The 18,696-nt window shown below is 68.1% G+C and carries 16 protein-coding genes; 15 read left to right on the forward strand and 1 reads right to left on the reverse strand.

Annotated features, from left to right (window positions below; all coding sequences use genetic code 11):
- The 5 genes from VNS22_RS26160 to VNS22_RS26180 form a co-directional block, all read left to right on the forward strand.
- On the forward strand, positions 1-1,678 hold a 1,678-nt coding region (locus VNS22_RS26160), incomplete at its 5' end, for a DUF4139 domain-containing protein (RefSeq protein ID WP_325737795.1).
- Positions 1,675-2,406, forward strand: a complete 732-nt coding sequence (locus VNS22_RS26165) for a Crp/Fnr family transcriptional regulator (RefSeq protein ID WP_325737797.1) — start codon at positions 1,675-1,677, stop codon at positions 2,404-2,406. The genes VNS22_RS26160 and VNS22_RS26165, both read left to right, overlap by 4 nt.
- Positions 2,407-2,596: 190 nt before the next feature.
- Entirely contained in the window at positions 2,597-3,379 is a 783-nt protein-coding gene (locus VNS22_RS26170; RefSeq protein ID WP_325737799.1) for a lysophospholipid acyltransferase family protein, read from the forward strand.
- A 199-nt stretch (positions 3,380-3,578) separates the two neighbouring features.
- A complete protein-coding gene (locus tag VNS22_RS26175) occupies positions 3,579-4,751 on the forward strand; it encodes a zinc-dependent alcohol dehydrogenase (protein ID WP_325737801.1) in 1,173 nt (390 codons plus the stop codon).
- Positions 4,752-4,795: 44 nt separating this feature from the next.
- A complete protein-coding gene (locus VNS22_RS26180) occupies positions 4,796-5,491 on the forward strand; it encodes a hypothetical protein (RefSeq protein ID WP_325737803.1) in 696 nt (231 codons plus the stop codon).
- A gap of 55 nt (positions 5,492-5,546) precedes the next feature.
- Here the strand turns inward: VNS22_RS26180 and VNS22_RS26185 are convergent, their stop codons facing one another.
- Positions 5,547-6,455: a sugar phosphate isomerase/epimerase family protein gene (locus VNS22_RS26185; RefSeq protein ID WP_325737805.1), complete on the reverse strand. Its 909-nt coding sequence runs from the start codon at positions 6,453-6,455 to the stop codon at positions 5,547-5,549.
- Positions 6,456-6,662: 207 nt separating this feature from the next.
- Between VNS22_RS26185 and VNS22_RS26190 the strand changes: the two genes are divergently transcribed.
- From VNS22_RS26190 to VNS22_RS26235, 10 genes are all read left to right on the forward strand, one after another.
- A complete protein-coding gene (locus tag VNS22_RS26190; protein WP_325737807.1) occupies positions 6,663-7,583 on the forward strand; it encodes a sugar ABC transporter permease in 921 nt (306 codons plus the stop codon).
- Positions 7,583-8,473 (forward strand): carbohydrate ABC transporter permease, encoded by an 891-nt coding sequence (locus tag VNS22_RS26195; RefSeq protein ID WP_325737809.1) that lies wholly within the window; start codon positions 7,583-7,585, stop codon positions 8,471-8,473. Before VNS22_RS26190 ends, VNS22_RS26195 begins: the two co-directional genes overlap by 1 nt.
- A gap of 42 nt (positions 8,474-8,515) precedes the next feature.
- Positions 8,516-10,042 (forward strand): ABC transporter substrate-binding protein, encoded by a 1,527-nt coding sequence (locus tag VNS22_RS26200; protein ID WP_325737810.1) that lies wholly within the window; start codon positions 8,516-8,518, stop codon positions 10,040-10,042.
- An 83-nt stretch (positions 10,043-10,125) separates the two neighbouring features.
- Positions 10,126-11,658: an FGGY-family carbohydrate kinase gene (locus VNS22_RS26205; RefSeq protein WP_325737812.1), complete on the forward strand. Its 1,533-nt coding sequence runs from the start codon at positions 10,126-10,128 to the stop codon at positions 11,656-11,658.
- Positions 11,655-12,953, forward strand: coding sequence for an iron-containing alcohol dehydrogenase (locus VNS22_RS26210; RefSeq protein WP_325737814.1), 1,299 nt, complete (start codon positions 11,655-11,657; stop codon positions 12,951-12,953). Before VNS22_RS26205 ends, VNS22_RS26210 begins: the two co-directional genes overlap by 4 nt.
- Position 12,954: 1 nt before the next feature.
- On the forward strand, positions 12,955-13,995 hold the full coding sequence (locus VNS22_RS26215) for a 2-dehydropantoate 2-reductase N-terminal domain-containing protein (RefSeq protein ID WP_325737816.1): 1,041 nt from the start codon (positions 12,955-12,957) through the stop codon (positions 13,993-13,995).
- Between the two features lie 24 nt (positions 13,996-14,019).
- A complete protein-coding gene (locus VNS22_RS26220; RefSeq protein ID WP_325737818.1) occupies positions 14,020-14,478 on the forward strand; it encodes an RpiB/LacA/LacB family sugar-phosphate isomerase in 459 nt (152 codons plus the stop codon).
- Positions 14,479-14,728: 250 nt separating this feature from the next.
- A complete protein-coding gene (locus tag VNS22_RS26225; RefSeq protein WP_325737820.1) occupies positions 14,729-16,204 on the forward strand; it encodes a PQQ-binding-like beta-propeller repeat protein in 1,476 nt (491 codons plus the stop codon).
- 357 nt (positions 16,205-16,561) lie between these two features.
- Entirely contained in the window at positions 16,562-16,882 is a 321-nt protein-coding gene (locus VNS22_RS26230; RefSeq protein ID WP_325737822.1) for a hypothetical protein, read from the forward strand.
- A 66-nt stretch (positions 16,883-16,948) separates the two neighbouring features.
- A partial coding sequence (locus tag VNS22_RS26235) for a N,N-dimethylformamidase beta subunit family domain-containing protein (RefSeq protein ID WP_325737824.1) occupies positions 16,949-18,696 on the forward strand: 1,748 nt, incomplete at its 3' end.

The raw sequence follows: 18,696 nt of genomic DNA on the forward strand, positions 1-18,696 counted from the left end.
CGACCCCTACCAGGATACGCCGCTGAACCCGGGCGACCTCGTCGGGCTCACCGCGCTGCTGGAGCGGCTGCGCGGCAGCGAGATCGCGGTCGACACCGACTATGGCGAGGAACCCCTGGTCGGGCGGATCGTCGCCGTCGACCGGCGCACCGAGGGTCAGGACGGTACGCTGGTCGAGCGCCCCTGGCTGGTCCTGTCCAGCCTGGACGGACTGGTCTCGGTGGAACTCGGCGACGTGGAGGCGATCCGCCTGGAGGACGAGGCCGCCCAGCGGGCCCTCGACCGGGTGCTGGAGCGCAGCGTCCAGGCGCGCAGCGACGAGCGGCGCACGCTCACGATCCATACCGACGCGCCGGAAGGCACGGCGCTCGGCCTGGGCCTGCTCGTGCCAGCACCGGTCTGGAAGCCCACCTGGCGGCTGCTCCTGCAGGACGGCGGGGCGCGCCTTCAGGGCTGGGCGGTGGTGGAGAATCGCACCGGCCAGGACTGGCACGATGTCCGGCTGACCCTGGTGGACGGCGATGCCACCACGCTGCGCCAGGACCTGACCCGCACCTGGTTCCGCGAGCGGCCGAGCGTGCCGGTGCTGCCTGAAGAATTCGAGGGCCAGCCGCTCACCAGGCAGAAGGCAGCGCCCCCGGGCAGGCCCCTGTCTGCCGACATGATGATGACCGAAGCCTTCGCCCCCGCCCCGGTGGTCGAGGCCGATGAGAGCGAGAGCGACCTCGCGACCAGCTTCACGATCGAGGCGCCGGTCGAGGTGGCCGACGAAAGCAGCCTGATGGTGCCGCTGGTCGACCGCACGGTGGCCGCGGCCAGGGTGGCGCTGGTGCCGGCGGATGGTGGCGGCGGCGCTCCGGAGGCGACGATCCGGCTCGACAACGATACCGGCGTCAGCCTGCCGCGCGGCATCGTCACCGTGATGGACGAGACGGCGCCGGTGCCCACCCATCTGGGCGACGCGGTGCTGCCGGCCACGCCCGCCGGTGCCGAACGGCACCTGAGCTTCGGCCAGGACCGCAAGATCCGCTACGACCTGACCGAGGATGCCAAGCGCGAGGTGAGCGAGCTGGTGGTGGCGGACGGGATCGCGACGTTGCGGGTGGCCGAGCGCCACGAGCGGCGCTGGCGCTTTCAGAGCGAGGACGACCAGCCGCGCCTGCTGGAGGCGCAGGTCCGGGCGGAGCCGGGCGTGCAGCCGGTGACGCCCAAGGATCTGCAACGCGAGGACGGGTTCTGGTATGTTCGCGGCGAACTGCCGGCCAGGGGCACCGCCACGTTGGCGCTGGTGACCGAGCGGCCGGGCGAGGAGCGCCTGGTGCTGACCGACGAGGATGCGCTGGACACCGTGCTGGCTGCGCGCGGCTTGGCCGTGCCCGACGCGTGGCGGCCGAAGATCGACGAGATTTCCGCCCTGGCAGCCCGGCGCAGTGCGGCGGAGCAGGATCTGGCCACGCTCGCGGACGAGCGGGAGGCGATCACCGCCGAGCAGGATCGCATCCGGGCCAATCTCGAGGCGATCGCCGAGCCCGGGTCGTTGCGCCGACGCTGGCTGAACGAGCTGGGCCGGCAGGAGGACCGGCTGGCGGAGCTGGCACAGCAGCGGGGCGAGGCCACCCGGGCGCGCGACGAGGCGGTGCGCCAGCTCCGGGCGCTGGCTGCCGAGCTGCGCCGATGAGTGGCGCGCCCCGCTCCGACCGGCTCGGGCTGGTGCGCGATGCGCTGGCCGACAGCGACGTGTTCGGGGCGCTCTATGAGGAGGACATCGAGAAGCTGATGCCGCTCGGCCGCCTGGTCCACGTGCCGGCCGGCCGGATGGTGTTCCAGAAGGGTGACCCCGGCGACTGCCTGATGATCGTGGTGTCCGGGCGGATCCGGATCGGCACGGTCGGGCTGGACGGCCGCGAGGTCATGCTGAACCTGGTCGAGACCGCCGAGGTGTTCGGCGAGATCGGCGTGCTGGACGGCAAGCCGCGCTCGGCGGATGCGGCAGCACTCAACGACTGCGAGCTGTTCGTGCTCGACCGCGCCCGGATGATGGAATTCCTGGAACGCCACCCCGACGTGGCGGTCCGCCTGATCGGCATCCTGTGCGAGCGGCTGCGCCACTCCACCGAGCTGATCGAGGACACCATGCTGCTCGGCATGGAGCAGCGGGTCGCCAAGACCCTGCTGCGGATCGGCCGGCGCTACGGAATCGAGCGCAACGGCATCGTGCGCATCGAGAATGGCCTCAGCCAGCGCGACCTGGGCTCGTTCGCGGGTCTCGCCCGCGAGAACGTCAACCGGCAGATGCGCAGCTTCAAGGAGCGCGGCCTGATCGAGGTCGAGCACGGAGTGATCATCCTGAAGAACCTGCCCGCTCTGCAGGCCATCGCCACGCCGTCGGGAGACAGTATCGGCTAGCCAGGCCTGGTGGCTCGCCTGCCTTGGCGGGGCAGCCCCGCCAAGTTCCGCCGAAGCTTGGTGGATGCCGTCTGCGCTCTCGGGTATGCGGCAGGTTTTCCCTTCTCCCAGGTGCCTTATCTTGAGGCCGAGGCCATCCGGGTGTCTTATGCACTGGCGGAATAACGGCGCCAGTCGAGCCGGATCAGTCATGAACATGCTCAGATGGATAGGTCGTGATCCCGTTTGGCAGGAGCGCATCGCCCGGTTGATCGCGGCCTGGATGGGCCTGCTGCACCGCACCGTCCGGATGGAATTCGACGCGCATCCCGAGACACGACGGATCATGACCGGCGACGAGGGCGTGGTCGCCGGGTTCTGGCACGGGCGCCTCCTGTTCATGCCGCTGCTCTGGCGGGGCGTCGTGCAGGAAGCGGGCATGGATCCGGCGACCCCCTGCTACACGCTGAGCAGCCCGCACCGCGACGGCGCGATCATGGCGCGTACGCTGCGGCTGCTCGGCCTGAAGCCCATCATCGGCTCGAGCGGCCATGGCGGGACCGAGGCGTTTCGCGAGATTCGCCGCGTGCTGACGGCCGGCGGCCGGATCGGGCTCTCGGTCGACGGCGGCAAAGGCCCGCGTCAGCGAATCCAGAGCGGGATCCTGCTGCTGGCGAAGCACTCGGGCTGCCCGCTGGTCCCGGTCACCGGCTCCTGCCGCTGGGGCATCCAGGCAGGCAGCTGGGACCGGATGCTGATCCCGGCTCCGTGGACGAAGGGCATCCTGATGCTGGGTGCTCCGATCCAGGTGCCGAAGAACGCCGATCGAGACGAGCTCGCGCGGCTGCAGCAGCAGTACGAGGATGCCATGAACCTGTTGATGGACGAGGCCGACCGCCGCTGCGGCCGGATCCCGACACCGCCTTCGGCGCGACGCCCGCCACAGAGGACAGGGATTGGCGAGCGGCCGGCACCGCACCGCCCGGCGGAATGAACGCGTTGCAACTTCTGCTTGTTCTACCTGTCGGTTGCTACGGCCATGCCGAGCCGGCCATTTCGATATTCTCAATCTATTCAGTGTTGTTCATGCTGTTCATCTCTTTGCGGAACCCCTGCTCCGGCGGCCTGTTCCCGCTCCGTTCGAGCGCCGACCGCGGCGCGTTCAACTCGGACCAGCAGGAGTGGCAAGAACCATGCGCGCGCTGCGTTGGCACGGCAAACACGACATCCGCTGCGACACGGTACCGGATCCCAAGATCGAGGACCCGCGGGACGCGATCATCAAGGTGACGAGCTGTGCCATCTGCGGCTCCGACCTCCATCTGTTCGACGGCTTCATGCCCGGCATGGAATCCGGCGACATCATGGGCCACGAGTTCATGGGCGAGGTCATGGAGGTGGGCTCGGGTGCGAAGGACTCGCTGAAGGTCGGCGACCGCATCGTCGTGCCGTTCACCATCACCTGCGGCGAGTGCGAGCAGTGCCGGCGCGGCAACTTCTCGGTGTGCGAGCGCTCCAACCGCAACAAGGACGTCGCCGACAAGCTGTTCGGGCACACGACGGCCGGCCTGTTCGGCTACACCCACCTGACCGGCGGTTATCCCGGCGGCCAGGCCGAGTACGTGCGGGTTCCGTTTGCCGACAAGACCCACGTGAAGATCCCGAGCGGGCTCACCGACGAGCAGGTCCTGTTCCTGGGCGACATCTTCCCGACCGGCTGGCAGGGCGTGGTCCAGTGCGACGTCCAGCCGACCGACACGGTGGCGATCTGGGGCTGCGGCCCGGTCGGCCAGTTCGCGATCCGCAGCGCCGTGCTGCTGGGTGCCAGGCAGATCATCGCGATCGACAACGTCCCTGAGCGCCTCGCCATGGCGCAGGCCGGCGGGGCGATCACGATCAATTTCGACGAGGAAAGCACGGTCGAGCGGCTGAACGAGCTCACCCAGGGCAAGGGGCCGGAGAAGTGCATCGACTGCGTGGGCATGGAAGCCCATGCGACCGCCACGCTGGATTCGATGTACGACCGCGCCAAGCAGGCCCTCATGCTGGAAAGCGACCGGGCGCACGTGCTGCGCGAGATGATGTATGTCTGCCGGCCGGCCGGCACCATCTCGGTCCCGGGTGTCTATGGCGGCCTGATCGACAAGGTCCCGTTCGGCATGGTCATGAACAAGGGCCTGACGATCCGCACCGGCCAGACCCATGTGAACCGCTGGACCGAGGACCTGCTGCGCCGGATCGAGGAAGGCCAGATCGACCCCAGCTTCGTCATCACCCATACGGTCGGACTCGAGCAGGGACCGGAGATGTACAAGACGTTCCGCGAGAAGCAGGACGGCTGCATCAAGGTCGTGCTCAAGCCGTGAGGAGCGACGTCATGCTTCAGCGTCATAGCGGATCCTCCCAGCAGATGATCTCGCGAGATTCCGCGCGCGGCCTGGCCCAGGGGCTCGGCTGGTTCAGCATCGGGCTGGGCCTGGCGGAGCTCCTCGCACCGCGCCAGCTGTCCCGCTCCCTCGGCATGGAGGAGCAGAGCGGCCTCATCCAGGCCTATGGCGTGCGCGAGATCGCGACCGGCATCGGCATCCTCGCCTCGCGGGACCCGACGCCTTGGGTCTGGGCGCGGGTCGGCGGCGATGCGCTGGACCTGGCGACCCTGGCGCCCGCCGTCCCGGACAACCCGCAGAAGGGCAACGTCCTCGTGGCGATGATGGCCGTGGCCGGCGTGACCGCGCTCGACCTGATCTGCGCCCAGCAGCTCAGCACGGCCCGGCAGCAAGCGGAGCGCGAGGAGCGGCTGCGCTACCTGCCCGACTACAGCAACCGGAGCGGCATGCCGCGCGGGGTCGAGCAGATGCGGGGTGCCGCCCGCCAGGACTTCGAGATGCCGCGCGACATGCAGACCCCGGAGGCGCTGCGCCCCTGGACGGATGGCAGGCCCGGGCAGGCAGGGGTCGGCACGGCAACTTCTGGTACCGGGACCACGGCGACCAGGACCCACCACGCAGCCGCTGCCCCCTCGTCCTCGAACCTGAAGCCGCAGCTTTCCAGCGCGCAGGTCGTGCGGACCGCTGCCGATCAGGTCGGGGCGGCGAAGGATCGCTAGGGGAGTCGGCTGGCCCGGCGGGTGAGGCAGGTGCGACTGCGTTCCGAGGCGCGGGTCAGACGGCCACGAACGGCCGCCAGTAGTCCGCGGACTGCCTGAGTGCTTCGATCACCGTGCTGTCGGTGGGCTCCCGCTCGCGGAACGAGAACTCGAACACCAGCTCGTTGTCCGTGCCGCCGCCCTTGCGGATCGCCTCCAGGAGCGGCTCAGGGGTGATCCGGCCCTTCGCGTTGTTCTCCGGCGTGAACGGCCGGTGCCCGCCCTTGTCCATCGAGCTCTGCTTGATGTGGATCACCGGGCTGTCCGCCGCCAGCGCCTCGGCGATGGCATAGGGGTCGTAGTCGCGCGGGTCCTGCGAGGTCACGTCGCCATGGTCGATGTCGGCGCAGATCTTGAAGGGCAGCGGCATGTCCTCCGACACCAGCGCCTGGATCCGCCGGGTCTCGGGCAAAGTGTGGCCGAACTCGCGGCGGATCGACATGTGCTCCCACATCAGGAATCCGAGCCCGCGCTCCTTGGCGCGGTGAGCGAGATCCCGCCAGTCGTCGATCACCCGCTGCAGCACCGCCTCGCGCCGCGCCGGGTCGGCGTCGTCGGCATAGGTCATGATCGCCAGCAGCGTGCCGGTGCCCTGTGCCCCCAGGTCGGCCGAGATGTCGATCCAGGTGGCCAGCCAGTTCTTCCACCAGGCCCGCACCTCCGGGTCGGGATGGCCCAGATGGTTCACCCGCGTATAGGCGCCTGAAAAGGTGGTGCTGATCTTCGCCCCGTTCTCTTCCAGCGCCTTGTTGTAGCGCTTGACGAAGCTCGCCTGCAGGGGTGCCGGCCAGGACGGGTCCAGGAACTCGGGCGTGAGCTGGATCCGGCTCATGCCGATGTCCTGGGCGATAGTGCCGACCAGAGCCTCAGGCTCGACGATGCGGTTGATCGCGAAGTTGGTGTTCAGCCCGAGCGTGAAGCCCATCTCTCGCCTCCGTTGTCCCGCCTGCCGCCGGTGCCGGCCGACATTTCGATGGCGCATCCCGGTCCGCCGGGCAAGCACTGGCTGGCTGGCGCAGCCGGTGGGCGCGATCGCTGCTTGACAGTTCATGATGGCGGCGACCTTCATGCGCCCAATCGCGCACTGCCATGGGTGCGCCAACAATGTTCCAGGGTTAGGTTCGTCATACAGATGGCCAGCAGCTCGATCACGGCCTCCGCCGTGTCCCGCCGACATTCATGGCTGCCACGCTGGCTCACCGCGGAATCGGCGCTGCCTTGGCTCACGCCGGTCATCGCTCTGCTGCTGGCATTCGGGGTCTATCCCCTCCTCTACGCCGTCTGGCTGAGCCTGCAGGAGCGCTCACGGGTCACCCGGCAGTTCGAGTTCGTGGGCCTCAAGCAGTGGGGCATAGCCCTTACCGACCCGCGCACCTGGGACAGCTTCCAGGTGACCCTGACCTACACGCTGGTCTGCCTGGTCGTGCAGGTCGTGCTCGGCATGGCGATCGCCTTGCTGCTCGATACCGAGCGACGCGGTTACGGCCTGTTGCGCTCGCTCATGATCCTGCCGCTGGTGGTGCCGCCCGCCGTCACCGGCCTGATGTTCCTCCTGATGGAGGATGCCCAGTTCGGCGTGCTGTCCTATTATCTCAAGCAGCTGGGCATCATCGACCCGGACAACCCGCTGCTGGCCAACAACAGCACCGCGCTGATCGGCGTGATGCTGGCCGACATCTGGCAGTGGACGCCGTTCATGGTGCTGATCTTCCTGGCGGGCCTGCGGGCCTTGCCCAAGGAGCCCTACGAGGCGGCGGCGATCGACGGCGCCTCGGCGTTCCAGGCCTTCCGCCTGATCACCCTGCCGCTGCTCAGCCGGGTGATCGCGGTCGCGGTGCTGCTCCGCTCGATCGACCTGTTCCGGGTCTATGACTATATCTACGTGATGACCAGCGGCGGTCCCGGCACCCAGACCGAGACCTTGAGCTTCTATGCCGGCCGGCTGTTCACCCTGGCGAACTTCCCCTACGCCGCGACGCTGGCCCTGATCGTGCTGATCTCGCTGAACATCATAGCGGCCGTGTTCATCAAGCTGTTCAAGGTGCGGTTCTGATGCGTAGCAACCCGGCCCTGGGCATCCTGCGCGACGTCTGCGCGTGGGCGATTGTGCTCCTGTTCGTGTTCCCGATCTTCTGGTGGATCCTGGCGTCGTTCAAGCCGTACACCGCGATCTTCAACACCACGCCGGTCTACTGGGGCTTCGAGCCGACGCTGGACAACTACCGGGTGACGCTGGGCGGCGTGTCCCGCCTTTCGCTGATCACGGACGAGGGCGCGGCCGGCACGGTCGCGGGCGGCGGCAGCTCCTATTATTCGATCCCGTCCATCATCGACAGCGTGATCGTGGCGCTGGGCTCGACCGTGCTGGCGGTGGTGCTCTCGACCCTGTGCGCCTACGGCCTCTCGCGCTTCCGCTTCCGGGGCCAGCAGAACTTCGTGTTCTGGATCCTCTCGCAGCGCATGATGCCGCCGATCGCGATCGCGATCCCGATCTTCTTCATGTTCCGCGACCTGGGCCTGCGCGACAGCCATGTGGGCCTGATCCTGGCGCATACGCTGATCAACCTGCCGATCGCCGTCCTGCTCATGAAGAGCTTTCTGGACGACGTGCCGGTCGACCTGGATCAGCAGGCGATGATCGACGGGGCCACCCGCTGGCAGACCTTCTGGCTGGTGGTGATGCCGCTGGTCAAAGGCGGGCTCGCCGCCACCGCGGTGTTGTGCTTCATCTTCTCCTGGACTGAGTTCCTCTTGAGCCTGCAGCTCACCACCCAGATCCGCACGATCCCGGTGAAGATCTCGACCTTCGTCACCTCGACCGGCACCGAGTGGGGCTTCATCACGGCCCTCGGCAGTGCTGCCCTGGTACCGAGCTTCATCTTCATCGTGCTTGTGCAGAAGCACCTGGTGCGCGGCCTGACGCTGGGCTCTCTCAAGGACTGAGCCAGGCAGGCCATCGACGATTTTTTCGAGGGAGGTAGAACAATGAGTTTCAGAGAACACGACCGCAAGACCTTCATCGCCGACACGTGCGGCGACTATGCGTCCCGGCGGATCAGCAAGCGCGAGTTCATCCGCAAGCTCGGCATTGCCGGGGTCGGCCTGTCCGGCTTCGGTGCGGCCATGCTGGGCGGCGGCCGCCCGTTCCGCGGCCTGGACTTCGGCAACCCGGCCTTCGCCCAGACCGGGCCGGACGAGGCCATGATGCAGTGGCTTTCCGAGGTCGGTAAGCCGTTCGCCGGCACCACGATCCGCTACACCTCGGAGGCCACCCCGCCGACCATCGTGGCCAACCAGCTCGCCAAGGAAGAGTTCACCAAGGCGACCGGCATCAATGTCGAGATCGAGATCGTGCCGCTGGAGCAGGTCCTCCAGAAGGCGACCCTCGACATCCAGGGCCAGGTCGGCACCTACGACCTCTATTATCTCGACCAGTCCTGGATGGCGACCTTCTCCCAGGACATGGAGGATCCGCGCGAGTACTACGACGCGCATCCCGACATCGCGATGCCGAACTTCGACTGGGATGACTTCAGCAAGCCCTTGCTGGAAGGCATCTCGATGTTCGACGGCAAGCTCGTCTCGATCCCGTTCGACATCCCGATCTTCATCCTGATGTACCGGCGCGACCTGTACGAGAAGCACGGGCTGAAGGTGCCGGCCGACCTCAACGAGTACATGGCCAACGTGAAGGCCATCCAGGAGGCCGAGAAGGGCAACGGCATCTACGGCACCACCGGCCAGCTGCGCTCGGGCCATTACAGCCTGGAATGCGACTGGACCGCCTGGCTGTGGGGCAATGGCGGCTCGATCTACGACAAGGACGGGATGTTCACCGGCGGCGACGAACAGGGCATCAAGGGCCTGGAGTATCTCATGGAGATCTCCAAGAACTGCCCGCCCGGCGCGCTGACCTGGACCTGGGACGGCGAGGGCCAGTCCGTGGCGCAGGGGCTGGCCGGCCAGGTGATCACCTGGGGCGAGTATTTCCCGAGCTTCGACGGTGCCAACAGCAAGGTCGTGGGCCTGATGGAGGCGGCGCCCCCGCCCAAGGCGATCTCGCTGCGCTCGCCCGACCAGTGCGGCTTCAACGAGATCCCGAATGTCGGCCACCAGGGCGGCTCGGGCCTCGGCCTGTCGCGCTACTCGCAGAACCAGGAAGCGGCCTTCATCTTCATGCAGTGGGCCTGCTCCAAGGACGTGGTCGGCCGCGGCTCGGTGCTGGGCGGCGGCGCCTCGCCGGTCCGGCTCTCGGCCTTCACCGACCCGCGCACCCTGGCGGCCGCCAAGGTCGGCCCCGGCACCACCCGGCACTTCCCGGCGGTCGAGGAGACCATCAACACCATGATGGGCTCCGAGCCGGACTTCCCGGCCTGGGCCGAGCTGTCGAACAACACCATCCCCGTGGAGCTCGGCAAGTTCCTGACCGGCCAGTTCAAGACCCCGCAGGAATGCATGGACGCGATCAAGCCGGTGGCCGACGAGATGGCGGCACCGTTCCGCAAGGCATGACCCGGCGCTAAAGCCTGGTCTAGAGAGTGGCGGGGCAGCGATGCCCCGCCATTTTACTGAGAAGCAAGAAGACCCCTGGCACCATGACCGAACCGCTCGTCATCGGCATCGACAGCAGCACCACGGCGACCAAGGCGATCGCCTGGGACCGCTCCGGCCGGGCGGTGGTGGAGGGCCGGGCCCGGCTGGCCATGGCCAACCCGCGGCCCGGCTGGTTCGAGCAGGATCCGGAAGACTGGTGGCAGGCGGCCGTCGAGACGATCCGGCAGGTGACGGCCAGCGTGGCGCCCGAGCGGATCGAGGCGCTGGCGATCGCCAACCAGCGCGAGACCTTCGCCGTGCTGGACCGGCGCGGCCAGGCGCTGCGGCCGGGCATATTGTGGCTGGACGAGCGCAGTGGCGAGGATGTCCGCCTGCTGGTCGAGCGGCACGGCGTCGAACACATTCGACAGATCACCGGCAAGACGCCGGACCCCACCCCGGCCCTGTATGGCCTGTCCTGGCTCGGACGAAACGAACCCGAGACGCTGGCCGCCACCGCCCATGCCGTCGATGTCCACGGCTTCCTGGTGCACCGGCTGACCGGCGAGCGTGCCACCTCCTGGGCCTGCGCCGATCCGCTGGGCGTGTGGAACATGGCGGAGCGGCGCTATGCCGATGAGTTGCTGACGCCGCTGGGCCTGGGTCCCGACCGCTTCTTCGCCGCCCGCCAGCCGGGCACGGTGCTGGGCCGGCTCACGGAAGAGGCGGCGGCCGCCACCGGGTTGCGCCCCGGCACGCCGGTGGTGGCGGGCGCCGGCGACGGCCAGGCAGGCGGGCTCGGCTGCGGGGTGATCGCCACCGGCCGCGCCTACTGCAATCTCGGCACCGCCACCGTGTCCGGCGTCTGGGCTGGCCGCTACATGGTCGATGCCGGCTGGCGGACCATGAACTCGGCGTCGGGCGAGGGCTTCATTAACGAGCTCTGCCTGCGCACCGGCACGTTTCTGACCGACTGGTTCGTGTCCAGCCTGTTCGGCCTGGACGGCGCCGCCGATCCGGAAGCCTATCGCCGCCTGGAGGCCGAGGCCGCCGCCCTGCCGGTGGGCGCGGACGGCCTGCTGCTCACCCCCTGGTGGCTCGGCAGCATGACCCCCTACTGGGACAATGATGCCCGCGGCGTGATGATCGGCCTGTCCGCCGAGCATGGCCGCGGCCATTTCTACCGGGCGAAGATGGAAGGCATCGCGCTGGAGCAGGCTCTGGGCATCGGCAAGATCGAGGCGGCGTTGGGCGTGCCGGTCAGCGAGATCGTGGCGATCGGCGGCGGCTCACGCTCCGATCTCTGGTGCCAGATCCTGGCCGATGCGGTCGGCCGCCCGGTGCTGCGCTCCTCGACCGTCGAGGCGTCCAGCCTGGGTGCCGGCATCTGTGCCGCGGTCGGGGCCGGGTGGTTCTCCGGCATGAACGAGGCCGCCACCGCCATGGCCGGACGGATCGAGCGGCGCATCGAGCCCGACCCGGAGCGCCACGACCGCTATCGCGAACTGCTGGCACTGTTCGAGCGCCTGTACCCGCAGCTCCAGTCGATCTACGCCGACCTCGCCGCATTCAAGCAGAAGGGAACCCGCCGGTGACCACCGGAGCCGACCCGCTCATCCAGGAATTCGTCCAGGGCCGCTATGTCGACCGTACCACCGGCAGGACCATCCCCTGCAGCCTGCAGAAGGTGGTCACCACCGAAACCACCGAGGGCCGGGAAGCCGAGCTGGTCTCGGGCCTCGGCCTGGGCGAGCGGCTGGGCGTGGTGGCGGACGAGAACACCTGGGAGGTGGCCGGCCGGCGCATCCAGGCCGCCCTGCCCAACTCCGTGCCCATCATCCTCGACCACCCCAAGGCCGACGAGAAGAACGCGGGCATCCTGAAGGAGAAGTCGCGCCACGTGGACGGGCTGGTCGCGGTCGGCTCCGGCACGATCAACGATCTGTGCAAGCACGTCACCTTCCAGGATGGGCGCGGCTGCGCGGTATTCGGCACCGCGCCCTCGATGAACGGCTACGTCACCTCGACCGCCTCCATCACCCGCGACGGCTACAAGCTCTCGCTGAAGAGCCACGCGCCGCGCGGCGTGTTCTACGACCTCAAGGTGCTGGCGGCGGCCCCTCTGCGGATGATCCGGGCGGGCTTCGGCGACGCGGTGTGCCGCAGCTCCGCCCAGGTCGACTGGCTGCTCTCCCACCGGCTGCTGGGCACCACCTACGAGCAGGGCCCGTTCGACATCCAGGCACCCTACGAGCCGATCCTGCTGGAGAAGGCCGAGGGACTGGTGAAGGGCGATCTCGAAGCGGTCCGGGCGCTCACCGACATGCTGACGCTGGGCGGCTTCGGCGTGCTGTTCACCAATACCAGCCATTCCGGCTCGATGGCCGAGCACTCGATCAGCCACTACATCGACATGTTCGCCGACCCGCATCCGGGCACGCTCCATGGCGAGCAGGTGGGCGTGGCCACGCTCACCGCCAGCCGCCTCCAGGCACGCATCCTGGCCCTGGAGACCCTGCCGCCTCTGCAGGTCCGCCGCATCGACGATGAAAAAATTCGCCGCCTGCACGGAAAAAGCGGCGACGAGATGGTGAAGGTCGCGCACGGCAAGGCGTTCGATGCCGAAGCGACCAGGGTCATGAACGAACGCCTCGAGCGCGAGTGGCCGGACCTGCGTTCGGAACTGCTCAGGATCATGTTGCCCTTGGAAAAACTGCTCGCCGCCTACGCCGCATCGGGCACGCCCAGCACGGCTGGCGGCCTCGGGCTCGACCCTTGCTTCTACCATCGCGCCGTGCTCAACGCCCGCGACGTCCGGGACCGCTGGTCGATCCTGGACCTGGCGGGCGATCTCGGCCTCCTGGAAGAGTTCGCCGAACACGAGGAATGAGATGGCGACCGTTCTGATCCTGGGTGCGGGCGTGATGGGCAGCGCCTTCACGCTGCCTCTGGCCGATTCCGGTCACGATGTCCGCCTGGTCGGCACGCCGATCGACACCGCGGTCATCGATGCGCTCAAGCAGAACGGAGTCCATCCGCGCCTGAACGCGCCACTGCCCGCCAATGTGCGGGCCTTCCACCATGGCGAGATCGATCAGGCCCTGTCCGACCAGGTCGAGCTGATCGTGATCGGGGTAAGCACGGCAGGGGTGCACTGGGCGACCGACCTGCTGGCCCCCCGCCTGCCCGGCCCCCGCCCGGTGATGATGCTGACCAAGGGCCTGGACGCGGACGGCAAGAACATCCGCCCGCTGACCGACCCGGTCGCCGAGGCGCTGAAATGCCCGACCGGCGGCGTGGGCGGCCCCTGCATCGCCGGTGAGCTGGCGGTGCGCCGCGACACGTCCGTGGTGTTCGCCCACCCCGAGGAGGCGACCCTGCGCCGCCTGCTCGACCTGGTGCCGGCCCCCTACTACCACGCCCGCCCCTCGCGCGACGTGGTCGGCACGGAGGTCTGCGCGGCACTCAAGAACTTCTATGCGCTGGGCATCGGCGCCGCGACCGGGATGCTCGACCGGCAGGGTGCCGCCGGCAATGGCGCCCAGATGCACAACATCGCCGCCGGCCTGTTCGCCCAGGCGCTGCTCGAGCTGCAGCAGATCAACGCGCTGCTGGGCGGCAGCGACAGCTCGGTCCACGGGCTGGCCGGGACCGGCGACCTCTACGTGACCGTCCAGGGCGGCCGCAACAGCCGGATGGGCCGCCTCCTGGGTGCCGGCTGGCGCTACAGCCAGGCCAAGGCCGAGAAGATGAAGGACGAGACCGTCGAGGGTGCGGAGCTGGCGCTCTCCGCCGGGCCGACGCTGGAGCGGATGATGGAGGAAGGGGCGCTTGCGAAACGGCAGATGCCCCTCACATCAGCGATCATCGACGCGATCAGCCGCGACCACGAGTTCGCCGTCGACTGGCAGAGATTCCACTACGCGCATTGAAGCGCTGGGCCTGAGGAGAGCAGCATGAGCAAGGTCGTGATCGGCGCGGACAATCTGGGCCTGCCGCTGAAGGACGTGCTGGTCGAGCACCTGAAGTCCAAGGGCCATGACGTCACCGACATCGGCACCAACACCAGCGACCCGGTCGACTATCCCGGCGTGGGCCGTCGCCTGGCCGAGAAGATCGCGGCCGGCGAGTTCGAGCGCGGCATCCTGGTCTGCGGCACCGGTGCGGGCATGGCGATCGTCGCCAACAAGGTCCCGGGCGTGCGCGCGGTCTGCGTGACCGACCCCTATACCGCCGAGCGGGCGATCGCGTCGAACAACGCCCAGGTCATCACCATGGGCGCCCAGATCACCGGCGCCTCGGTGGCCAAGATGCTGGCCGACATCTACCTCGCCAACGAGTTCCAGGCCGAGCGCTCGGGCAAGAAGGTGGCGCAGATCGACGCCCTGGACGCGGAGACCCGCAAGGCCGGCTGATTCCTCGAACCGACGGATTACTTGCTGCGAACGGGCGCCTGAAGGCGCCCGTCTGCTTTTCTGGCGACTGGTGATGTGCAGCACTGCGCAGTGACCCGGAAAGCTCGATCATCATCGCGCAGCCTCGACCGGGCTGATCAAGCAGAAACCGAGCCTGCGCATGGATCCCGCCATGCCTGCCATGCCGGCAGGTCCCGACGATGGCGAGACCGCTGGTCGACGCGCAGCACATCGCGGGGAAACGAACTCGATGCGCAGATTCCGTTTGCCGCCTGCGAAGTACTGCACCGTCCTGCTTGCCGCCGCCACGCTGGTGATTGCCGCCATGCCGTCTTCGGCTAGCCCTTGGGATCAGGCCTATGGCGATGCCGCCAACTCAGGCTATGCGGACGTGCACACGCTGGTAGCAGGCCGGCCGATCAGGACCGTGCCTTTGCCTGGGTCGGCCGGTGCCGGCGCCGGTCCGGTGATCGGCCCCGAAGGCAACGTCTATGTGGGCACGGAACAAGGAACTCTTGCAGCATTCGGACCCGACGGCACTCCTTTGTGGAACCGCCAGCTCCCGTCCGGCTACGCCATCAAGGCTGCGCCGGCCGTAGGCAGGGATGGCTCGGTCTATGTCGTCGGCCAGATCACCTTCACCGACCGTCGCTACGAACCACCGGTCATCAATCACAACTCTGCCCTCTACAAGTTCAACGCCGCCGGAATCCTGCTCTGGTCGGCGCTATTTCCGGAGATGTACGCGACGCTGCCGGCATTTCGCGGACGTGGCGCGACCAGTGCACCCCCGAAGATCTGGAGCTATGGCGGGAGCGAGGCGATCATCGTCCCGGTCGTGTACCATATTCCCGGCGGCCACCACTTTCGCCTGATCGCGATGTCTCCCAGCGGGGCCCGGCTCGCCGACCGGCTGGTGACCCATGTCCGCTACGAGGTGACCGGAGGCAACGGGCAGCCCACCTGGTACAATATCAGTTGCCTGTTCAGCTTCATCTGCCTGTTCTACGACCCGGGCTTCTCGGTGCCTGCGTCGCTTCCGGCGGATCCGTCGGACCGGCTCGATCCGAGGCTTCTGCCCAACCTGCCGGCAGTTGCGATCTTCCAGCCCCCGTCGGGCGGTCAGCCGATCGTCGTCGTGTCCGACCGGACCGACGACGTCGTGGGCTATACCTTCTCGCCCGGCACCGGGTTCGGCGAACTGTTCCGCAACCACCTGGACGACCGCGGCCTCGTCTCGGCGCCTGCCATGCTCCCGAGCGGGCACTCCATCGTCGGGAGCGCTGGCGGAAACCTCACCTTCAACGGGCCGGCCCAGGTCCCGCTGGCCGATACTCAGGTTGGAGGCTGGCTGGTGGCTCCAGTGGCGCGCACCCCGACCGCGATCGTGGTAGCCATGAAGCACCTGGGTCCGGCGACGGTCCTGCAGGGCCGGACCGTCATCGGCCAGCTTCCGGTGGATGGCCAGTCGATGGCCTCGCCATCCATCTCACGCGACCACATTTTCATCGCCACGGCCGGCTCGCTCTACACCTACGACGCACGCACCTATGCGCAGTTGGCGCGCTTCCGCTGGTCCGAAGGCGGACTCTCGGCTCCGGCGATTGCCAGCAGCGGCCGGGTATTCGCATTGACCCGGCACGCGCTCCACATCTTCGCTGGCCCCAGTCGCGCCTGCCAGGGGATCTGCGGCGTGGGTGGCGGGATCGTCACGCGCACGCGCTGAGACGTCCTGCACGCCTGAACGAGCTATCGGCTCCTTACTGGCAATCGCACAGGTTCGCACATCGGCTTGAGCAATCGCACAGAGTTTCCTGTGCGAACGGCGTGCGAATCCTCCGCCTTTGAGCAGTTTTCTTCTCGTACCTCTGGTCGATTGGTGCCACCTTGCTCCGCGTCGATGACAGCGGGCAGACCTCTCCAGGGAGGGCTGTCTGGCCCCTTGGGTGGTCAGCCGCGACGTCGGCCACGTGCCCGTCAGCCTGTCAGTGTGGAGGCCGCCTCTGGCATCATGCAGCGGCCCCGCGTCGCCTTCGGGTCCAGGCTCCGGAAACGTGCGGATGAACCTCGTGCGGAGGTGCGAGTGCCCTACAAGATCGACCCGGCAGTCGACCGGCAATATATCGAAGAGATGCGCAGGAACCCGATCGGTGCGCACAGCCCGGGCCTGCAGCGGGTCCTGAACAGCCTGCGCACCGACAAGAGCGGCCGCCAGGTGATCCTGGTGGTGCTCAAGCCGTTCGAGAAATGGGTGCTGGGCGAGATGCCCGCCGACCGGCGCGATCCGATCACCATCGAGGACGGCCCGGTCTTCACCAGCCGCGAGGAAGCGGAGTGGGAGATCTTCCGGCGCCGCTGGTTCCAGCGCACGGGCGAGAACATCAACCTGCCCTTCCGGGACTAGCGCCGGCCTCATCGCCGCCGCACCGACCCACCCCAAGCAATGCCTCCGGCTGAATAGAGACCGCTCATGCTCAAGATCGTCGGGTACCCGGACCGCTACAGCGTGGCCCCGGGCGAGACCATCTCGTTCCAGATCTCGGTCGAGGAGGGCGCGACCTTCGACGCCCGGATCGTCCGCGTCCTGAACGGCGACTGCAATCCCGACGGGCCCGGCCTGAGCCTGCCGCACGTGCCGACCCATATCGACGGCACCTATCCGGCCAAAAAGCAGCACATCGACGCCGGCTCCTTCATGCGCGTCCCGACCATGCCGGCACTGGCGAAAGGCGCCTTCACCTTCTTCGCCACCATCTGGCCGACGCTTACCGACAAGGGCGACCAGACGCTGGTGGCGCAGTGGGACGAGGAGCGGCAGGCGGGCTTCCGCATCGAGCTGGTCGATGGCGGCAAGCTCGGCTTCGTCGCCGGCGACGGCAGCCGGACGGTGACCGTCGCGACGGCCCGGCCGATGCTGGTCCGGCAGTGGTACCGGGTGGCGGTCGCCTATGACCCGGCCGCTGGCAAGGTCACCCTCATCCAGGAGCCCCTGCGCCGCTATCCCACGATCGACGATGCCGGCCACCAGGAAGCCGAACTCGGCCTGACCCCGTCGGCCCTGGCCGTGCCGCTGCTGATGGCCGGCTCGCCCGAGGCAGGCGGGACGATCGGCCGCCATTACGACGGCAAGATCGACAGCCCCGCTTTGGTCCGGGGCGTCCACGGCCTTGCCCGCTACGAGCCCCTGCTGCGCTCGGGCGTCCCGTTCGTCAGCGATCCCGACCTGATCGCGCGCTGGGACTTTTCCAGGGAGATCCGCACGACCCGCACGGTCGATGTCGGCCCCTCCCGCCATGATGGCGAGCTGGTCCACCTGCCGTCCCGCGCCATGAAGGGCTGGAACTGGACCGGCGAGCAGCACGACTGGACCCGCAAGCCCGAGCATTACGGCGCCATCCACTTCCATCGCGACGACATCTACGACGCCGGCTGGGAGACCTCGGTCGCCTTCACCCTGCCCGACGACTTCAAGAGCGGCGGCTATGCGCTGCACGTGCGCTGCGGCGAGAGCGACGAGCAGGCTACCCGCGAGGACTATCTGGCCTTCTTCGTGCGCCCGCCGCGCGGGGAGAACCGGGGCGAGCGCCCCAAGGTGGCGTTCCTGGCCCCCACCTGCTCCTACATCGCCTACGCCAATCACGGCGAGCACATCACCGCCCGGGGTGCCGAGGCGCTGATGAACCGGCTCCTGCCGTTCGGCCACTCCGACCTGTACATGTACTACCACCCGGAGCTGGGTGGTTCGCTCTACGACAGCCATGCCGACGGGTCGGGCGTGTGCTACTCTAGCCGGCTGCGCCCGGTCCTGAACTTCACCAGCCGCTACCATTCCTGGCTGGGCGGCCACGGCTCGGCCCTCTACCAGTACAATGCCGACACCCACCTGTTCTATTGGCTGGACCAGAAGGGGGTCGAGTACGACGTCATCACCGACGAGGACCTGCACCAGGACGGCTACGAGCTGATCAAGGACTACCGGGTCATCCTCACCGGCACCCACCCCGAATACCATTCCACCCGCGCCTGGGACGCCATGAAGGCCTGGGTCGATCGCGGCGGGCGGCTCATGTACATGGGCGGCAACGGCTGGTACTGGCGCGTGGGCTTCCATGACGAGCTGGACGGCGTGATCGAGCTGCGCCGCGCCGAGGACGGCATCCGGCCCTGGATCGCCGAGCCCGGCGAGTATTTCCAGTCGTTCAACGGCGAGTATGGCGG

This window comes from Geminicoccus sp. (assembly GCF_035556675.1).
Classification (GTDB): domain Bacteria; phylum Pseudomonadota; class Alphaproteobacteria; order Geminicoccales; family Geminicoccaceae; genus Geminicoccus.

What these genes read in the sequence shown, in the direction of transcription:
- VNS22_RS26165 (WP_325737797.1), top strand. Translation starts at nt 1,675, where the DNA reads ATGAGTGGCGCGCCCCGCTCCGACCGGCTCGGGCTGGTGCGCGATGCG.
- VNS22_RS26170 (WP_325737799.1), top strand. Translation starts at nt 2,597, where the DNA reads ATGAACATGCTCAGATGGATAGGTCGTGATCCCGTTTGGCAGGAGCGC.
- VNS22_RS26175 (WP_325737801.1), top strand. Translation starts at nt 3,579, where the DNA reads ATGCGCGCGCTGCGTTGGCACGGCAAACACGACATCCGCTGCGACACG.
- VNS22_RS26180 (WP_325737803.1), top strand. Translation starts at nt 4,796, where the DNA reads ATGATCTCGCGAGATTCCGCGCGCGGCCTGGCCCAGGGGCTCGGCTGG.
- VNS22_RS26185 (WP_325737805.1), bottom strand. Translation starts at nt 6,455, where the DNA reads ATGGGCTTCACGCTCGGGCTGAACACCAACTTCGCGATCAACCGCATC.
- VNS22_RS26190 (WP_325737807.1), top strand. Translation starts at nt 6,663, where the DNA reads ATGGCCAGCAGCTCGATCACGGCCTCCGCCGTGTCCCGCCGACATTCA.
- VNS22_RS26195 (WP_325737809.1), top strand. Translation starts at nt 7,583, where the DNA reads ATGCGTAGCAACCCGGCCCTGGGCATCCTGCGCGACGTCTGCGCGTGG.
- VNS22_RS26200 (WP_325737810.1), top strand. Translation starts at nt 8,516, where the DNA reads ATGAGTTTCAGAGAACACGACCGCAAGACCTTCATCGCCGACACGTGC.
- VNS22_RS26205 (WP_325737812.1), top strand. Translation starts at nt 10,126, where the DNA reads ATGACCGAACCGCTCGTCATCGGCATCGACAGCAGCACCACGGCGACC.
- VNS22_RS26215 (WP_325737816.1), top strand. Translation starts at nt 12,955, where the DNA reads ATGGCGACCGTTCTGATCCTGGGTGCGGGCGTGATGGGCAGCGCCTTC.
- VNS22_RS26220 (WP_325737818.1), top strand. Translation starts at nt 14,020, where the DNA reads ATGAGCAAGGTCGTGATCGGCGCGGACAATCTGGGCCTGCCGCTGAAG.
- VNS22_RS26225 (WP_325737820.1), top strand. Translation starts at nt 14,729, where the DNA reads ATGCGCAGATTCCGTTTGCCGCCTGCGAAGTACTGCACCGTCCTGCTT.